This is a genomic window from Paenibacillus segetis (assembly GCF_014639155.1).
Classification (GTDB): Bacteria; Bacillota; Bacilli; order Paenibacillales; family Paenibacillaceae; genus Fontibacillus; species Fontibacillus segetis.
The window spans coordinates 2,155,536-2,172,896 of record NZ_BMFT01000001.1 but is presented as its reverse complement, the minus strand read 5'-3'; the positions used below and the strand labels follow the sequence as shown (position 1 = coordinate 2,172,896).

Below are 17,361 nucleotides of genomic sequence, written 5' to 3'. Positions count from 1 at the left end.
GTTAAGGAAATCCAGCTTCTTTTATACGTCATGGAATCAAAAAAAAGACCTAGTCAGTGGAAGTGGATTCCACTGACTAGGTCTTTTTCATGTTATGAATTAAATAGCCCAGTTTCCGTTAGCAAAGATTTGCTCTTCTTGGCCATCTTCAGTAATACCAAAAATGTTCATATCAGCCGCGCCAACCATAAAGTCAACATGATTCAAACTTGAATTTAATCCATGTTGCTCTTGTTCTTCCTTCGTCATTGATTTACCGCCTTCAAGTGTAAAGGCGTAGGCGTTGCCGATAGCCAAGTGATTAGAAGCATTCTCATCAAACAGGGTGTTGTAGAACAAAATTCCTGATTGCGAGATCGGGGAGCCGTGAGGAACAAGTGCCACTTCTCCTAAATAATGTGAACCTTCATCCAGATCAATCAATTGTTTCAATGTAGCTTCGCCAACTTCAGCCTTAAAGCTTACAATGCGACCATTCTCAAATGTAATCGAGAAGTTGTCGATGATATTTCCGTTGTAGCTCAGAGGTTTGGTGCTTGCAACAGTACCGTTAACACCGTTCCGTTGTGGAGCTGTAAATACTTCTTCTGTTGGTAGGTTCGCTACAAAAGTATTTCCTTGTTCATTAATGCTGTCAGCGGCTACCCATAGATGACCCTTAGGCAATTCAATCGTTAGATCCGTTCCATTAGCTACATAATGAAGCTTGTGGAATTTCTTCTGGTTCAAGTATACGGCCTTCGCATTCAAATTCGCGATATGCTCTTCCCAAGCGCCAAGTGTATCTTCTTGATCTATACGTACAGTACGGAAGATAGCTTCCCATAGTGCATCGATTTGTTGATCTTCTGGAAGGTTAGGGAATACTTTAGCCGCCCATGCTTTTGAAGGAACAGCAACGATCGACCAACTGAATTTATCGGACATTTGATATTCGCGATATTTGCTCATAGCCTTACCGTAAGAAATTTGATGATTCGTTAACCGCTCAGAGGATACACCGCTAAGTAGATCGGGATCTGAAGAGATAACATGGAGCACGGCAGCGCCGTTCTCAACGAGCTCAGTCATCTCACCTGCATACCATTTCGGTTCGTCTTTGAATGACTCTTCCGCTGCCATGTCGTAACGTAGACGTGTTACTGTGTCGTCGCTCCAGTTCACTTTAACGAATCTTGCACCTGCTTCATAAGCTTGTTTTACAATAAGGCGTACCAACTCAGCAGAGTCAATTGTCGCGTTGACGACTAGTGTCTGACCCTTCTGAACATTAACACCTACTTTTACGGCTAATTCTGCGTATTTTTGTAGTTTTTCTTGAAATTGAGACATGTTTATTCCTCCAATTGTTCAATATAGGTCAACTACTATCTTACTACTAATGCAATTACCAATCCATTAGTTTCCTTAAGATATTTAACCAATGGTTATTTTTCCTTCTGGATAGCGAAAAGGATCCTTGGCTGCTCTTGAAGTTAATGCATAGGCCAATGTCAACGGACCAAGGCGGCCGAGGAACATTAGGATACTCAGAATAACTTTACTAATTTCCTTCAATGTGGGAGTGAGATCAAGGCTCAAACCCACGGTGCCGAAAGCCGATGTGGTCTCAAATAGGAGTACAAGAAAATCCCGATCTTCAAACACGGATAAAATCATCGCCACGAAAATAACAAGGAATAGCGCTAGCCAAGTCTGTGTGATCGCCTTAAAAACAGATTCCTTAGCCAGACGTTTACGGAAAAAGACAATATCCTCTTTTCCTCGAACCATCGCATACATGGTACCGACCAAGACGGCGAATACTGTAACTTTAATTCCACCTCCGGTCGACCCTGGAGCAGCACCGATAAACATCAAGATGATAATTAGAAACTGAGTAGAGGTTTTCATTTGTGCCACACTTAAAGTACTTAATCCCCCTGAACGTGAATTAATGGAATGAAAGAAGGAGGCGAATATTCCCTCACCAACAGACATCGATTTCAAGGTAGCCGGATTTGTAGCCTCCATGGCAAATATCACAATAGCTCCAAATACAACAAGAAAAGTAGACATAGATAATACCACTTTAGAATGAAGAGATAATCTTCGGGTGCTACGATAGTTTACCAGGTCAGAAATAACAATGAATCCGATGCCTCCAAGGAATACCATAACCATGACCACCATATTAACTATGGGATCTGCAGTGTATCTAGTCAGACTACCGAATGGTCCGTGGATTGTTCCAAATAAATCAAACCCACCGTTATTGAAAAAAGAGATACTGTGAAACACTCCAAAGTAAAGCGCTTGTGAGAAGGGCATTTCAAACGACCATCTTGCTGCCAATATAAGAGCGCCAATTGATTCAATAACAAGTGAATATATCATGACACGGCGGATCAGCGAAAGTATTCCCTCCATAGAATTGTGATTCATGGCTTCCTGCAGTACGAGACGGTCTCGAAAAGAAATCCGGCGGTTGAAGGCCAATGCGATCAGTGTTCCCATTGTCATAAATCCTAGTCCACCGATTTGGGTTAAGGTCATGAGGATAATTTGCCCGAATAATGAGAACTGCGAACCTGTGTCGACGACCACCAAACCCGTAACGCAGGTGGCCGAAGTGGCGGTAAAAAGAGCATCGATCAGGTTGAGTTTTTGTCCATCTGCGGATGAAGGACCAAGAGTTAAAAGAAAGGTCCCAATCGTAATAATCATAGCGAATCCGTAGGTTAGGGTTTTAGCTGGAGTTAGGTATTTTTTTGACCTCATATTCTTGGGCACTACAACTTCACCTCATGTAGAGTTAACTTGATATTAGTCAAAAACATGATACGATATTGTAAGCAATAAAGGACATATCTAAACATCCCGAATATTCCGATTATAGCCTAAATAAGCTGGAGATTGTAACATTTGTGGGAAATAGTAGCGAAAAAAGGAGAGCCAGAGTGATATGAAATTAAATATTATTAATGCGGAGATGAACAAACAGGAGGATGGATCCTACATAGGAAAAACCGTGTTTCAAGTTGATTCGCATAAGGCTAATTATGAAGTAACCTTCTACAGTAAGAAGGGGAGTGACTGGGATTATAGCTTGCATTTTGCTGGAGAACCCGGTGATGAGGATCAACTGTTGTTAGTTGACGCTCACATTGAACAGGATGATGAAGGATTTGACGATCTGCTAGATGCAGCCTGGAACTCGATGGAAGAAGAATAATGGACGGTTCCCCCTCTTACTATAAGAGGGGGAGTACGTTATAAGGAGGGGAATTACTTTTGCTGCAAAAACCCTTTTTTCGGATCAGTTTAGGGATCATCATGGTCCTAACGATCATATTTTTATTATCAAAGGTCACTTTTATCTTTAACCCATTGGTTACGATGTTTAGCATTTTGATTGTACCGTTGACTGTTTCAGGTTTTCTCTATTATTTGCTTCGTCCAATCGTGAACTTTTTGGAAGAGAAGAAATTGAATCGCATGCTCTCTATTCTATTAATTTATTTACTGCTAGCAGGCGTAGTAACGATCTTCGTTCTTGTTATTTGGCCGCCTTTACAGCTTCAAGTAACGGAGTTTGTAAATAATGTTCCGAAATTGATTAAGGAATTACAACTCCAGATGAATGATATCCAGAGAAGTAAGTTCTTCTCCATGTTTGACAACAAAGATACACAGCTAACTAGTAAAATCACTGAATATATCAATTCAGGGTTCGAATTTGTCTCAGGGTATATGTCCCGTGTATTCTCGTTCTTGAACGATTTCTTCATTGTAGTTGGTACGGTTCCTATCATGTTGTATTACATGCTGAAGGAAGACGACAAGATAACGCCAACACTGTCAAAAATGACACCGAAGAAATATCGGGGCGATGCGGAGCAAGTTATTCATGAAATCAACCATGCGCTCAAAGGTTTTATTGCCGGAAGAATGATCACTGCACTTTTACTAGCCGTCATGACTTTTATCGGATTTTGGTTGATCGGTTTACCTTATTCATTGCTATTAGCGGTTGTAGGGGCATTGTTTAATTTTATTCCCTATTTTGGTTCACTTCTTGGAGCAATCCCTTGCGTGATAGTTGCATTTACAGTGTCTCCATCGATGGTTTTATGGGTCATCATTATCGTTGTTGTGGCGCAGCAGATTGAAGGGAACTTGATCTCTCCCTATATCTATGGCAAAACGATTAGTATCCATCCGTTAACGACGATTGTTCTACTCCTCGTAGCAGGCGATTTCGGTGGAATCCTCGGAATGATTCTAGCAATTCCCGTCTATATGATGATCAAAATCATTGTCGTGCGAGTATATGAGTTATTTATGAGTGATAAAATAGAGGAACTGACAGAGGAATTGACAGAATAATTCCAATTTAATTCCATTTGTTTTGGAATCGTGATCAAAATCATATCTACTGCCCCTTTGAATGGTAGATGATTAACTTAACATAGAGTTAATCATTAAATCTCGGGGGATGATGAGCATGGCAGTAGTCGCCAAAGGCGGAAAGTACTTTTACGCTTGGAGCAAGATACTTCCTGATGGATCTTTTTGCTTGCCGGAACAAGCCCTGCAGGAATATAATATTAAACCTGATTCCAAAGTCATTCTTATGACGGGCCGTAATACAAACAAAGGGTTTAGCGTTGTGTGTAAGGATTTAATAGCTAATTCACCGCTGGCTTCTATATTCGCAAATGTACCTGAGGTTCAGAATTTTGAGATCCCAGAAGGACAAACCATTACTTTCCGCGAACGTATATTTTGCTGGACTTACCTGAACAAAGATCGTTATATTACACTCCCATTTCATACGTGGAACCAATTTGGTGTGGAAGTGGGGAATAGGCTACTTTGTCTAAGGGCTACACATCTCGCTTTTAACAATTTATCTGAAGGCCCTTACATTGAGCAAGCAAAGCAATTACGAGGCATTCTGGTTTATGAATGAGATTGAAGCAGCAAAAAGGACATCGGTTCGCATGTGAATGCGAACCGGGTGTCCTTTTTTTTATAGAGCGGAAACGGCCTACCTTTTGAAATTTAAGAATTCTCCTTTTCATATTTGGCAATCATATGCGAATAAACTTCTTTTGGCCGCAAACCAACTAATTTCTCTACCGGCACCCCGTCTTGAAATAAGATCACTGTAGGCATCGACATCACACTATATTTTGAAGCTAAAGCCGGGGAATCATCGCAATTTACTTTTAATACGTTAATCTTTCCATCCTGCTCAAAATGGAGTTGTTCAAGTATAGGAGATAACACCTTGCATGGTGGGCACCAAGGGGCGTCAAAATCAACTAATGTAAGTCCCTGCTTAGATAAATTACTATCAAACTCCTGTTCTGTTACTCTTTGGATCGTCATTATTTGCTTCCTCCTTCATAGTAGGGTTTTGCTGTAGAATGTAAGCCATTCTTTCCTCAAGGTTCGACTTGATAGAAGATAGCAGGGAGATTTGATCGCTTAGTTCCTTATGTTTGTCACGATACACTGGCATGATCTCCTTGCAGAATGCTTCTTCACTTGCCATCACACAATGTAAAAATCCACCTATTTGTTTCGTTGTGAGGCCAAGACTAAGATAGAATTGAATCGTCTGCACTTGTTCAACCATTAAGCTGTTGTAATCCCGATAGCCGTTCTCCAAACGAGTTGAAGTAATCAAACCCTGCTCTTCATAGTAGCGTAGGGAGCGGACACTAACGCCGGCTGTCTTTGATAATTCACCAATTTTCATTAGGATCGCGTCACCTTTCGTTTCGAGTGATGTAGGGTTAACTTGATTATAAACCCTCACATTAATGTGAGGGTCAATAGTAATTTTCATATTAGGTCTATTGACAAACCAACCGATTTGTAACTAAGATTGTTACATTAGCGGGCGGAATAGAAAGGGGGATGATACGCATGACGATCAGCTCAAGATTTGCCGTTGCCATTCATATACTGACGTTGCTTGAATTTAATAAAGAAGGCATCAATACATCGGAGTATCTCTCCGGCAGTGTAAATACGAATCCAGTAGTCATTCGCAGAATTATGGGTATGCTAAATAAAGCTGGATTTGTTGAGGTTCGTCCAGGGGTTGCTGGGACCAAACTATCGCGTGAACTGTCTGAGATCACGTTACTCGATATATATCGCGCAGTTCATGTTGTGGAAGAGGATTCCTTATTTGCGATACATGAGAAGTCAAATCCTCAATGTCCCGTCGGACGCAACATACAAGATACGATTGAACCGATCTTCTCCTCAGCGCAGAAAGCGATGGAACAAACCCTTCAAGCAGTCACGCTTCAAGATGTAGTTAATGACATATCATCAAAGGATCTTTGATATTCAATATACTATTTAGCTTTGAATATGAATAGGACTAATCAGGTTATTCGGTATGTACCGGGTAACCTTTTTTTGTTCAGGTGTTGACATAAACAATAGATGTAACTATACTGATTACAGGTAGTGTAACTACAACGATTACAGCTTAAATAAATACTACATTATAAAGGAGCGAAGAGACCTATGGGACTATCACACCAGCTTCATCCCAGCGCTGCAATTGGGACTGTACATTTGAAAGTTAAATCCCTACAAACGTCGCTTTCATTTTATACCGAAGTGATTGGTTTTCAAGTGTTAAGACATGAAGGAGCTATTGCAGAACTTACTACGGATGGAACTCACGTATTACTCATTCTTGAGGAGAGCGAACAGTTTCACTCACTTATGAGTCGCAACGTATCTGGGCTATATCATTTTGCTATTCTTGTACCTGATCGGAAATCCCTTGGGTTATCATTACGCAATTTAGCTAAACATAATATACCGATTGGTCAAGGTGATCATCTGGTCAGCGAAGCACTGTATCTAAGTGATCCCGATGGTAATGGTATTGAGATTTATGCCGATCGTCCCCGAGAAACATGGCAGCGGGATGAACAAGGCGAGTACATCATGACAACAGATCCGGTCGACATTGATGGTCTATTAACTGTATCAGCAGATGCACATTGGCAGGGTCTGCCCCCAGCTACGGTAATCGGACACGTTCATTTTCACGTAGGAGACTTGCGCATTGCGAAACAATTTTACACGGATACGCTTGGTTTCGATGTGGTAGCGCATTATGGCGGAGAGGCTTTATTCATCTCAGCTGGTGGATATCATCATCATATTGGATTGAACACTTGGGCAGGAAAAGGCGCGCCGGCAGCACCGAAAAATGCGGTTGGGCTACGGTATTTTACAATTACGCTTCCGAATACGAATGAGCTTGATGACGTAGTTAGCCGAATTTCTGAAGCAGGCATTCCATTTGAACGTCAAAATCATATGGTAAGTTTCGAAGATCCTTTTGGAATTGGCATTAAGCTAGTAGTTAATGACATTAATTAATAATTAGGAGGAAATGATCATGGCAAAGATTGCAGTTATTGGAGCAACAGGTAAAGCGGGAAGAAATATTCTTAAGGAAGCAGTAGATCGGGGACATGAGGTGACGGCTATCGTTCGTGATGCTTCCAAACTGGAAGATAAGCAAGTACCTTTTCTAGAAAAGGACATATTTGCTCTAACAACAGAGGATCTTACGAAATTCGATGTGGTCGTGAATGCTTATGGCGCACCATTTGGGCAAGAACATCTACATGTCGATGCAGGGAATGTGCTAATTGAAGCGTTAAAGGGTGCTACGAACACAAGATTGATTGTGGTTGGAGGAGCTGGTAGCCTGTATGTTGATGAAGCAAAAACAATCCGAGTATTAGATACTCCTGATTTCCCAGAGATGTTCCTTCCGACTGCATCCAACCAGGGCAAAAACTTAGAAATTCTTCAAGGAACAACGGATATCAAATGGACGTTTATCAGCCCTTCTGCACTTTTCGCACTTGGTGCTCGTACAGGCAATTATCAAACAGGTAAAGATAACCTATTAGTTAATTCGAAAGGCGAAAGCTATGTAAGTTATGAAGACTATGCTATAGCTGTTGTAGATGAAATCGAGAATCCACAGCACGTGAACGAACGGTTTACGGTGGTTTCTGAATCCTAATTAGCAATATTTGAATAGGTTACATCAATTAGCTTTTGTTTCCCCTTTGATTTCTTGGCCCCCAAGAGATTGAAGGGGATTTTTTTGTCCTGCGAAAATGGTTCGATATCCTGAGAATTCTGTTCACTGATCCCGTACGTTTATCTCCTGAGGAAGATCTATTGTCCCTCACGATTGCCTAGGTGAACTTGCTATCATGAAAGCGTAAACAAAATTCTCTGGGATAGGAGATATCAGCTTATGGCGATACCGTCAGGTGAACTTGACCGGGGCACATTGTTAAGCCAAAAGTCCGGTGGGAAAATAGCAAACAAATACAAATTGTTCTTTATGGCGCTACCGTTTCTTGTGATCACCTTTATTTTCTATTACTTGCCGATTAGTGGGTGGATTTACGCGTTCTATGACTTCATTCCCGGCATTCCTTTGAAGGACACCCCTTATGTAGGATTTAAATGGTTCCAATCCATCGTTTCCAATCCAACGCAAACAGGTGAAGTGCTACGTGTCCTTAAGAATACGCTAGCGATGAGCTCTCTAGGACTTATTACTTCAGTATTCCCGGTCGTTTTTGCGATTCTATTATCTGAGATTAAGACGGGATGGTACCGCAAGTTTGTTCAGACGCTAACTACGATTCCGAACTTTATTAGCTGGATTCTGGTCTATGCGCTGGCGTTCTCCTTGTTCTCTGTAGATAACGGGGTCGTCAATACCATACTGATTAAATTAGGATTTATTGATGAAGGAGTTAACTTTCTGGCTTCCAGTTCTAATGTCTGGATTACGATGATTCTCTGGTATTGGTGGAAATCCCTGGGTTGGGGAGCCATTCTCTATCTAGCAGCGATTGCCGGAATAGATCAGGAATTGTACGAGGCTGCTGAAGTAGACGGGGCCAATCGTTTTCGGAAAATATGGCATATTACCGTGCCAGGACTCATTCCGACCTTCTTCGTTCTGTTATTGCTCTCGATTGGTAACTTTGTCAATAACGGAATGGAGCAGTATTTCGCTTTTCAGAACGCGATGAACAAGGACTCCATCGAAGTACTAGATTTGTATGTGTATAACATTGCCTTTGCGAACAATTTCCCATTTGCTACCGCAGTCAGCATGCTCAAGTCGGTTGTCAGCGTCATCTTGCTGTTCGGGGCTAACAAATTATCTAAGGTGGTTCGTGGAGAATCCATCATCTAGCGAGGGGGATCGATATGAAGAGAAAAAAAATGGGGCCAGGAGAAGTGTTCTTTCAAATCATCCTGTACGCACTCTTTGGTCTGTTTACACTGACATGTATTTATCCGTTCTACTATTTATTCATAAATACGATTAGCTCCAATGATCTAAGTTCAGCTGGGTACATCACTTTCTACCCAAGAGAAATTCATTTTGATAATTACATGAAGGTGCTAAATATCAGTGGTTTGAGTCATGCGGCACTTGTCTCGCTTTACCGGACAGTTGTGGGTACTCTTTTAACCGTTGGAGCATCGTCTTTCTTGGGATATCTGTTTACGAAGAAGGAAATGTGGGGACGGCAAGTATGGTATCGCAGTATTGTCGTCACGATGTATTTCAGCGCAGGACTTATTCCTTGGTATATCACGATGAACAACCTGCACCTGACCAATAACTACCTGGCATATATTCTGCCCACCATTATTACGCCATTTAACATTATTCTGATCAAAACGTTTGTTGAAGCCATCCCGGCTTCTTTAGAAGAATCGGCACAGCTAGATGGTGCTGGATATTTCCGAGTATTCTGGAGCATCATCATTCCTTTGACGACGCCAATACTAGCAACTATTACGATTTTCTCGGCGGTAAATCAGTGGAATTCCTTCATAGATACTGCCTTCTTGATGACAGAAACGAAGTACTTCACGCTGCAATTCTTGTTATGGCGGTATTTGAATGAATCAAGCTCCTTGGCTGCCTTAATTCGTAATTCAACGGATATGGCGGCAAGTGTAGCCAACATGCAGACACCTACCTCGGTCAGAATGACAGTTACGATGATCGTGGTGTTGCCAATTCTGATTGTCTATCCTTTCTTCCAACGGTTCTTTGTAAAGGGAATTATGATCGGAGCAGTTAAGGGATAAGAAGATGGCAATAACAGTCACTAAAAAATGAGATTGGGTTTATCTTCGCTTAAGCGAAGTTGAGCTAATAAACAGTAAGAAGGGGAGGCTCTACAGACCTATGAGATTCAAGAAATCATTATTGATTATGATGACAGTTTTGCTGGTTGTCGTCATGGCTGGTTGTGGCGGGGGAAATAATACGAAACAATCTGCACCTGCCAACACAGGTAACTCAGGTACAACCGTTCAAAAAGAAAACGATCCAGCTAATTCAACAACACCTGAGGAGACAGGACTCGACCATTCGAAACCGCTCAAACTAACCGTATTCTCAACAACCGCTAACTATGGCGGAGTACAAACTGGATGGTTCGCCAAGATCATCAAGGATAAATTCAACATTGAGCTTGATATTGTTGCCTCCAATCTAACAGGTGGAGATACGAAAATCGCAGCGATGATGGCTTCAGGGAATCTGGGAGATATCATCATTTTCGGTGATGACAAGACCCATTATCCAAATGCCATCAAAGGTAATTTGCTACTCGATTGGAACAAAGACGATCTATTGAACAAATACGGCAAAGACATCGCAGCTTCATTCCCCAAAGCTACTGAAAAAGCAAAAATATCCTTTGGTGGAGGTACTGCTATATACGGAATAGGAAACAATGTAGCCTCCAATCCAAAAGGTGCTTCCGAAGGGAAAGACATGACATGGGGCCCAGATTTGCGCTGGGATTTGTACCAACAAGTAGGTGCGCCGGAAATCAATTCAATCGAAGACTACCTTCCTGTATTGAAAAAAATGCAAGAGCTTGAACCCAAGAACTCAAAAGGTAAAAAGACATACGCATTCTCACTTTGGTCTGATTGGGATGGTAACTACAAGCTGACGCTTGCCAAACAGTTCGCAAACATGTTGGGTTACGATGAAATTCCTGATACGGCCGTGTATGTGAAGGCAGACGAAGAGAAGTATTACGATTTCCTATCTCCAGAAAGCTGGTATATGAAGTCACTTCAACTTTACTTTGATGCCAATCAAATGGGACTGGTGGATCCAGATTCCTTAACACAAAAATTTGATGATGTAGTTGCTAAGTATAAAGATGGACGTTTATTATTCTCTTGGTTCCCATGGCTTGGTGCAGCTAACTACAATACCGAAGAGAATCAAGCTGCAGGAAAAGGTTTTGCACTTGTTCCATTCAAAGGTGAATTAATGTATTCTACAGGCTTTAACGTATACGGAAGTAACGGCGTTATTTCAATCGGTGCCAAAGCGCAAGATCCAGAGCGGATTATGGAATTCATCAACTGGATGTATACACCTGAAGGTGCTATGATCTCCGCTGGTAGTGGTACAGCTGTTCCAAATGGTCCAAAAGGATTGACTTGGGACATTAATGCTGACGGTAAGCCATTTGTTACTGATTTCGGTTGGAATGCTTATGCAGACCAACAAAACACGCAAATTCCTGAAGAATTTGGTAGTGGCGATTACTATTATGGTCAAAACCAAATGAACTTCTCTTTTGTAGTTCCTGCGATGACGAATCCGGAAACGAATGAACCATACGACCACAATTTGTGGACGACGACGCTTGAACGCAACCCAAGCAAGCTCGACAGCGATTGGAGAGACAAGATGGGCGTGCTTACACCTAAAGAATATTTTGTTAAGAATAATCTGATTGCAATTGCACCGCAAGGCTTTACAGGTAAAGAACCACTACTTATGGACAAATCGTTAGAGCAGAAGAACAAACAAATCGGTACTGTTATCCAGCAGTATTCGTGGAAGATGGTATTCGCTAAGGATCAAGCGGAGTTTGATAAGTTGAATAAAGAAATGCATGACAAAGTTAATGGTCTCGGCTATACCGACGTCATGGAGTTCTCGATTAAAAAAGCTGAAGAATTATTCGAAGCTCGCAAAAGTGTTCAATAAAATATAATTTCCCCCGAACCTCAGGTAGATTGGCATTCACGCTGATCTGCCTGAGCGTTCTCATATTTAATATATTCTGTTATTGTATTGATAGATGACAATGACAAAATATGACTATTGAAGGAGAAGATCTCTTAAATGACAGCATCTCCTCTTCGGGATCAACGAAATCCAGCCCGATCGCTTAGGCGGACATTAGTGATTCATTTAATGATTGGATCCTTACTTCCGCTAATATTGGTAGGAATCGTAACGTATGCCTCGATCCACTCTATTCTAACTGGTAAAATACATAGTGGGATTAGTGCCAGTCTGAAGCAAGAGGCGTTTAACTTAGAAAATGCCATCGATAACTTGGATTTTGCCTCCAAGCAGTTTGCGCTTGACGGAGGGATTGTAGCTGAAGTTTCTGATTTTCTTCAAGAGAAGCAGATTTACCGGAAATCGCAAATCATGGCCTCGATTAATCAGAAGATCAACTTGGTTAATTTTACGAACCCGTACATTGGTTTAACGGCTTATATTATGCCTGACGCCCAAGATCCGGTGCTATTCACAAATATGAGTATGAAGCGGGATTCATTACAACAAACGTTACCTGATTTCATTCGTTATAATGGTGCTAATTATTATGGTCCTCATCAAACGATGTATGTTGTAGGAGACAATCTAGTATTCTCTGAGAAACGCACGGTTTCGGTCTCTGGAAACCAGAAGCTGTATGTTTATTTGGAAACAAACTATAGCTTATTTCGTAAAATTTTGAATCAAGAGTCATACGGAATGAAAGTGACTCATCTCTTAGTAAATAAACAAGGGAAGCCGACCTATGTGGAGGATGTCAACTTACCCCAATCCGTCATTGATGCAGCAGGTGCAGGTTCTGACAAGCCGCATGAAGAAGTAGGGGGATATCATATTTTTCGCTACGAAAGTCCTCAAGGATGGCAGCTGATCGCTGCCGTGAAGAAATCAACATTTAATAGTGAAATTTACGCTTGGTTTTATAAAATGATCTTATTATCAATCTCTACGTTGCTGTTCGCAGGGTTTCTGGCGATAATTCTGTGGAAAAAAGTTTATCGTCCTTTGCGCAAAGTAAACTCAGAAATCATCCGAATGACAGAAAACCGCACATCTCCAGTTTCGTTCACAAATGTTACAGAATTTGATTTTGTATTACAAAACTTTCAGGAAATGAAGAATGAGGTAAATGATCTTATCCTCGCAGTGTCTCAAAATGAAAAGCAAAAGAGCCAATTTGAAATCGAGAAGCTACTGAGTCAGATTAATCCTCATTTTTTACATAATACACTCAATACGGTTCAATGGTTGGCCCGGCTGAATGGGCAGAAGGAAATCGACAAGCTAGTCACCCTATTGGTTAAAGTGCTCCACTACAATCTGGGTAAGCAAAGTCTGATTGTCACCCTCGAAGATGAAATCGAAGCGATGCGCAATTATATGGAATTACAGCGGATCCGCTATAATTATGAATTTGAATTTCATTTACAGGTTAATGATGCAGTGTTGTCTGTTGCTGTACCTCGTTTTCTTCTTCAGCCTTTGGTCGAGAACTCGATATATCATGGGGTAAACGAACTTAGTGGGAGGGTTGAGGTATCAGCCATCCCACATAACGCAAACGAAGTATTGCTTCGTGTCGAGGACAATGGTTCTGGTATCGAACCAGAGATGTTAGAAAGAATGTTCAACGATGAGAATGACGCAAAGAAACGTGGTCTAGGAATTGGTTTGTCTTATGTCAAGCGTATGCTCAAGCATTATTATGGGGAACAAGGTCAGCTTGATGTACAAAGTGAGCCTGGTGTGGGTACAACAGTCTCCATTGTAATCCCGAGAAAATCGAAGGAGGATTTCCATGATTAGAGCCGTGGTCGTTGACGATGAGAGACTTGTACGTAAGGGATTTATATCGCTAATTGATTGGGCATCTCTTGGAATCATTATTGTCGGTGAGGCGGGAGATGGCAAAGCAGCACTAGAACTTCTCGAGCAAAGGGAAGTGGATTTGTTATTTGTCGATATTACGATGCCAGGTATGTCTGGATTTGATCTTATAAGACATGTCAGACAGTGCTTTCCTTCCATATTCTCCGTTGTATTGACTTGTCATCATGAATTCGATTATGTACAGGAAGCTCTACGTCTTGGAGCCGTCGATTATATTGTGAAGACGTTACTTGAAGTTGAGAATGCGGATATTGTGATTCGTCGCATCGTAGATCGAATCAATTGGGAGGACTCCCGTCGATCTGTTCCTATGGTAGGCCAGGAGAAAATGATGAATGCCGATTCTGCCCTCATATTTACTCCATTGTTCTTAAACAACCAAGAACGCGATTTGTATCAATTAACGGTTGTACGTCGAAATCAATTATTGGTGCTAGATGATATGTGGATGTCGCCGTTGGTTCATTCCATTCCGAAGGAAGAACTGCAGAATGAAATTAAGAATCATCTGGAAGGCCGCTGGCAGACTGTCGTGGTGACGGGCCTTGCCAATCATGCCTTAGAGACCGTCAATCGCACCTTACAATATAATCTGCCTCAAATGCTATTCTACGCGGCTGATAATGAAGGTCTGATCACTTTTACCTACCATGATATGATTCATCCCAATGCTAAACCAATGGAGCTTACGATGAATGTACTTGCAGAAGCAGATGATTTGAGATGGGCTTTGGATTCTACTGAGTGGGAGCTCTTTGTTCATAAAGTATGGAAACATCGACCGACTGCAGCCGTATTGAGTACATTTGGACACATGCTATGCCAAACTTGGGAAGGTCTATTATTTAGCTCCGATGAGATCGTGCAATTAAAGGCTGCAATTGAACGAAATATTACCTGGTCTCATTGGAAGACTTGGTTGCGCCGCTTCTCTGATCAAATGCAGAGACGAATGGTTGAACTTTCGCTGACTAAGGAAGTTATGTTCTGTCTTATAAAGGCTATTCTCTATATGAATCGACATGCTGGAGAGAAAATAAACCAGGCCGATGTCGCCGCACATATTAATATGAGCCGTAGCTATTTCAGCCAATGCTTCACTAGATTTGCCGGGGAGACTTTTGGTGAGAAGCTTCGCCAAATGCGACTGAATCTTGCAAAATCCCTATTACTTGAGACCACTTACCCCGTATATGAAGTTGCTTCTTTGGCAGGATTCGAGGATGATCGTTATTTCAGCAAGCTGTTTCGCGAGCGTGTGGGGAAATTACCAAATGAATTCCGATGTGATGGAGGAAAATTATGAAAGCTACAAGCAAGACTCTTCCATTGACATTGATTTTGATATTTGTCATGATCCTAAGTTCATGTCAAAAAGGCACCCAATCAGCCGGGAACGACGGGCATGACGGTAGAATTAGTATGAAGGAAGACCCCGCTTATGGAGTATATGATAACCAAGTTGTAGTAAGGATTGGGTTCAAAATCCCCGATTCTAAGTTAATGACTGGCGATACGAATGATAATAATCCTATCACACGGTATCTTGAAGATATCACGAATATTAAAGTGATCCATGCTTGGGAAGCTAAAGGCGACGAGGCCTATGTGCAGAAAGTGGATCTCGCCATTGAGAGTGAGGATCTACCCGATGCGATGGTTGTCACTCGTAATCAGCTTATGGAATTGATTGATCAAGGAAAGATAGAGGATTTAACTGCTACCTTTGAACAATATGGTTCAGACCTGATCAAAGATATGTATGATTCTACGCAGGGAGTTGCATTAGCTGAAGCAACAAGAAGAGGTAAGCTGTTCGGATTACCCAATGTGGCGCTTAATTCGGATTCTCCAACACTACTCTGGATCCGTCAAGACTGGCTGGATAAACTTAATTTACAAGCTCCTAAGAGCCTTGATGATGTTGAAGAAATCGCTAAAGCGTTCATCGATCGTGATCCAGATGGCAATGGGAAAAGGGATACGGTAGGTCTTACGGGGTATAAAGGTGTTGTCTACGGCACCAAACCACAGATGAATGGATATGATGCCATATTTAATTCATACCATGCATTTCCTAAGAATTGGATCAAGGATAAAGATGGAAATGTTATATACGGCTCAATTGCTCCCGAGAATAAAGATGCCTTGTCCAAGTTAGCAGATTGGTATAAAAGAGGACTTATTGATAAGCAATTTGCTCTGTATAAAGAAACTTGGGATCCAATTCTGGATGGTCAGGCGGGGATGTTCTTTGGTCCATGGTGGGCACCTTATTGGCCATTAGTCGAAGCTGTATCTGCGGATACGAAATCAGAATGGCGAGCTTTTGCGGCCCCACTGGATGTGGATCAGAAGTTCGTCACACATATGGCATCGGTTACCGACCGTTATTTGGTTGTACGCAAAGGGTATGAGCATCCGGAAGCAGTGATTAAACTATTAAATGCCTTCACACGTCTAGAGCGAAGGTTGGACCCTAATGAGGATGTTGCTAAATTGGATGATTTTGCGGCCCAATTAGGGATTCAAACCCGACATTACTATCCATTTGATTTATTAATTGACTATTCTGATGCTATAGAGAAACGTTACTCCATAATACAACAGGCCCTTCATGGAAAAGTGGATCCTGAAACTTTAGATGCCGAAACGAAGCAAATCTATCAGCAATGGATGACTGAGAAAGAACAGCCTAAGAAAAATATGGAGGGCTGGAAAGTAGCCAATGCTTATGAATATGGTGCGGGTGTTCTTGCTTCTACACCGATGGAACAGGTACGTAGTGTGTTTTTTGGTACAACCTTGTCCATGAAAGACAATTGGGCAAAGCTAGAGAAGCTGGAGAATGAAACATTTCTGAATATCATCGTTGGGGACTTACCGATCAGTGCATTTGATGATTTCGTAGTAGATTGGAAAAGGCTTGGGGGGGATAAGATCACATCGGAAGTGACTCGAATGGTCGAGAGCGGCAAATGATTCTTGACATCGACTCTGATATTCGGTATAAATTTAAAAAGTATAAACTATGATCTACATACAATCTGCATTTGAATATGAATAATGAAGAACATTAATGAAAGGGACAGTAACTCATTACCTTCTAGTCACAGCGAGCCGGGTAGGTGGAAGCCGGTGCAGAAATGATGAGTGAAGCGGACCCTGGAAATGATTTGCCGAACCCCTTTTTCAGTAGGTAAATCCGGTCATAGACCGTTATCAAAGTAGAGTGGTTAAATGATGAATTTAACACTTAGAGTGGTACCACGGGA

16 protein-coding genes and 1 other annotated feature (1 of these 17 cut by a window edge) are annotated in these 17,361 nt (G+C 41.6%); of the genes, 12 read left to right on the top strand and 4 right to left on the bottom strand.

Going from position 1 to position 17,361, the window contains the following annotated elements:
* Positions 1-99 precede the first annotated feature (99 nt).
* Both IEW05_RS10100 and IEW05_RS10095 read right to left on the bottom strand, forming a co-directional pair.
* Entirely contained in the window at positions 100-1,332 is a 1,233-nt protein-coding gene (locus tag IEW05_RS10100; protein ID WP_188538273.1) for an aminopeptidase, read from the bottom strand.
* 84 nt (positions 1,333-1,416) lie between these two features.
* Positions 1,417-2,760, bottom strand: a complete 1,344-nt coding sequence (locus IEW05_RS10095) for a TrkH family potassium uptake protein (protein WP_188540808.1) — start codon at positions 2,758-2,760, stop codon at positions 1,417-1,419.
* A 184-nt stretch (positions 2,761-2,944) separates the two neighbouring features.
* Between IEW05_RS10095 and IEW05_RS10090 the strand changes: the two genes are divergently transcribed.
* The 3 genes from IEW05_RS10090 to IEW05_RS10080 all read left to right on the top strand — a co-directional run bounded on the left by IEW05_RS10090 (position 2,945) and on the right by IEW05_RS10080 (position 4,954).
* Entirely contained in the window at positions 2,945-3,214 is a 270-nt protein-coding gene (locus IEW05_RS10090) for a hypothetical protein (protein ID WP_188538271.1), read from the top strand.
* 59 nt (positions 3,215-3,273) lie between these two features.
* Positions 3,274-4,368, top strand: a complete 1,095-nt coding sequence (locus IEW05_RS10085; RefSeq protein WP_188538269.1) for an AI-2E family transporter — start codon at positions 3,274-3,276, stop codon at positions 4,366-4,368.
* Between the two features lie 118 nt (positions 4,369-4,486).
* Positions 4,487-4,954 carry a hypothetical protein gene (locus tag IEW05_RS10080; protein WP_188538268.1) on the top strand — a complete coding sequence of 156 codons (468 nt, stop codon included), beginning with the start codon at positions 4,487-4,489 and terminating at the stop codon, positions 4,952-4,954.
* 92 nt (positions 4,955-5,046) lie between these two features.
* Here the strand turns inward: IEW05_RS10080 and trxA are convergent, their stop codons facing one another.
* The gene (gene trxA / locus IEW05_RS10075) at positions 5,047-5,376 is read right to left on the bottom strand and encodes a thioredoxin (RefSeq protein WP_188538267.1); all 330 of its coding nucleotides are present in this window, start codon (positions 5,374-5,376) and stop codon (positions 5,047-5,049) included.
* Entirely contained in the window at positions 5,342-5,749 is a 408-nt protein-coding gene (locus IEW05_RS10070; protein WP_188538266.1) for a MerR family transcriptional regulator, read from the bottom strand. Before IEW05_RS10070 ends, trxA begins: the two co-directional genes overlap by 35 nt.
* Positions 5,750-5,919: 170 nt before the next feature.
* Here IEW05_RS10070 and IEW05_RS10065 point away from each other — a divergent pair, with 170 nt between their 5' ends.
* From IEW05_RS10065 to IEW05_RS10025, 9 genes are all read left to right on the top strand, one after another.
* The gene (locus tag IEW05_RS10065; RefSeq protein ID WP_188538265.1) at positions 5,920-6,348 is read left to right on the top strand and encodes an Rrf2 family transcriptional regulator; all 429 of its coding nucleotides are present in this window, start codon (positions 5,920-5,922) and stop codon (positions 6,346-6,348) included.
* Positions 6,349-6,534: 186 nt separating this feature from the next.
* Entirely contained in the window at positions 6,535-7,407 is an 873-nt protein-coding gene (locus IEW05_RS10060) for a VOC family protein (RefSeq protein WP_188538264.1), read from the top strand.
* Between the two features lie 19 nt (positions 7,408-7,426).
* Positions 7,427-8,065 carry an NAD(P)-dependent oxidoreductase gene (locus IEW05_RS10055; RefSeq protein WP_188538263.1) on the top strand — a complete coding sequence of 213 codons (639 nt, stop codon included), beginning with the start codon at positions 7,427-7,429 and terminating at the stop codon, positions 8,063-8,065.
* 240 nt (positions 8,066-8,305) lie between these two features.
* On the top strand, positions 8,306-9,265 hold the full coding sequence (locus IEW05_RS10050) for an ABC transporter permease (RefSeq protein WP_188538262.1): 960 nt from the start codon (positions 8,306-8,308) through the stop codon (positions 9,263-9,265).
* Positions 9,266-9,279: 14 nt separating this feature from the next.
* Complete coding sequence (locus IEW05_RS10045; protein WP_188538260.1) at positions 9,280-10,176, top strand: carbohydrate ABC transporter permease; 897 nt, start codon at positions 9,280-9,282, stop codon at positions 10,174-10,176.
* Positions 10,177-10,276: 100 nt separating this feature from the next.
* Positions 10,277-12,112 (top strand): type 2 periplasmic-binding domain-containing protein, encoded by a 1,836-nt coding sequence (locus IEW05_RS10040; RefSeq protein ID WP_188538257.1) that lies wholly within the window; start codon positions 10,277-10,279, stop codon positions 12,110-12,112.
* A 138-nt stretch (positions 12,113-12,250) separates the two neighbouring features.
* Complete coding sequence (locus IEW05_RS10035) at positions 12,251-14,002, top strand: sensor histidine kinase (protein WP_188538255.1); 1,752 nt, start codon at positions 12,251-12,253, stop codon at positions 14,000-14,002.
* Positions 13,995-15,392, top strand: a complete 1,398-nt coding sequence (locus tag IEW05_RS10030; RefSeq protein ID WP_188538253.1) for a response regulator transcription factor — start codon at positions 13,995-13,997, stop codon at positions 15,390-15,392. Before IEW05_RS10035 ends, IEW05_RS10030 begins: the two co-directional genes overlap by 8 nt.
* Positions 15,389-17,068, top strand: coding sequence for an extracellular solute-binding protein (locus IEW05_RS10025; RefSeq protein ID WP_188538251.1), 1,680 nt, complete (start codon positions 15,389-15,391; stop codon positions 17,066-17,068). Before IEW05_RS10030 ends, IEW05_RS10025 begins: the two co-directional genes overlap by 4 nt.
* Positions 17,069-17,156: 88 nt before the next feature.
* Positions 17,157-17,361: a binding site (T-box leader), on the top strand; it runs 23 nt beyond the window's last position.

What these genes read in the sequence shown, in the direction of transcription:
- IEW05_RS10045 (WP_188538260.1), top strand. Translation starts at nt 9,280, where the DNA reads ATGAAGAGAAAAAAAATGGGGCCAGGAGAAGTGTTCTTTCAAATCATC.
- IEW05_RS10040 (WP_188538257.1), top strand. Translation starts at nt 10,277, where the DNA reads ATGAGATTCAAGAAATCATTATTGATTATGATGACAGTTTTGCTGGTT.
- IEW05_RS10090 (WP_188538271.1), top strand. Translation starts at nt 2,945, where the DNA reads ATGAAATTAAATATTATTAATGCGGAGATGAACAAACAGGAGGATGGA.
- IEW05_RS10095 (WP_188540808.1), bottom strand. Translation starts at nt 2,760, where the DNA reads ATGAGGTCAAAAAAATACCTAACTCCAGCTAAAACCCTAACCTACGGA.
- IEW05_RS10060 (WP_188538264.1), top strand. Translation starts at nt 6,535, where the DNA reads ATGGGACTATCACACCAGCTTCATCCCAGCGCTGCAATTGGGACTGTA.
- trxA (WP_188538267.1), bottom strand. Translation starts at nt 5,376, where the DNA reads ATGACGATCCAAAGAGTAACAGAACAGGAGTTTGATAGTAATTTATCT.
- IEW05_RS10065 (WP_188538265.1), top strand. Translation starts at nt 5,920, where the DNA reads ATGACGATCAGCTCAAGATTTGCCGTTGCCATTCATATACTGACGTTG.
- IEW05_RS10070 (WP_188538266.1), bottom strand. Translation starts at nt 5,749, where the DNA reads ATGAAAATTGGTGAATTATCAAAGACAGCCGGCGTTAGTGTCCGCTCC.
- IEW05_RS10035 (WP_188538255.1), top strand. Translation starts at nt 12,251, where the DNA reads ATGACAGCATCTCCTCTTCGGGATCAACGAAATCCAGCCCGATCGCTT.
- IEW05_RS10025 (WP_188538251.1), top strand. Translation starts at nt 15,389, where the DNA reads ATGAAAGCTACAAGCAAGACTCTTCCATTGACATTGATTTTGATATTT.
- IEW05_RS10055 (WP_188538263.1), top strand. Translation starts at nt 7,427, where the DNA reads ATGGCAAAGATTGCAGTTATTGGAGCAACAGGTAAAGCGGGAAGAAAT.
- IEW05_RS10030 (WP_188538253.1), top strand. Translation starts at nt 13,995, where the DNA reads ATGATTAGAGCCGTGGTCGTTGACGATGAGAGACTTGTACGTAAGGGA.
- IEW05_RS10050 (WP_188538262.1), top strand. Translation starts at nt 8,306, where the DNA reads ATGGCGATACCGTCAGGTGAACTTGACCGGGGCACATTGTTAAGCCAA.
- IEW05_RS10100 (WP_188538273.1), bottom strand. Translation starts at nt 1,332, where the DNA reads ATGTCTCAATTTCAAGAAAAACTACAAAAATACGCAGAATTAGCCGTA.
- IEW05_RS10080 (WP_188538268.1), top strand. Translation starts at nt 4,487, where the DNA reads ATGGCAGTAGTCGCCAAAGGCGGAAAGTACTTTTACGCTTGGAGCAAG.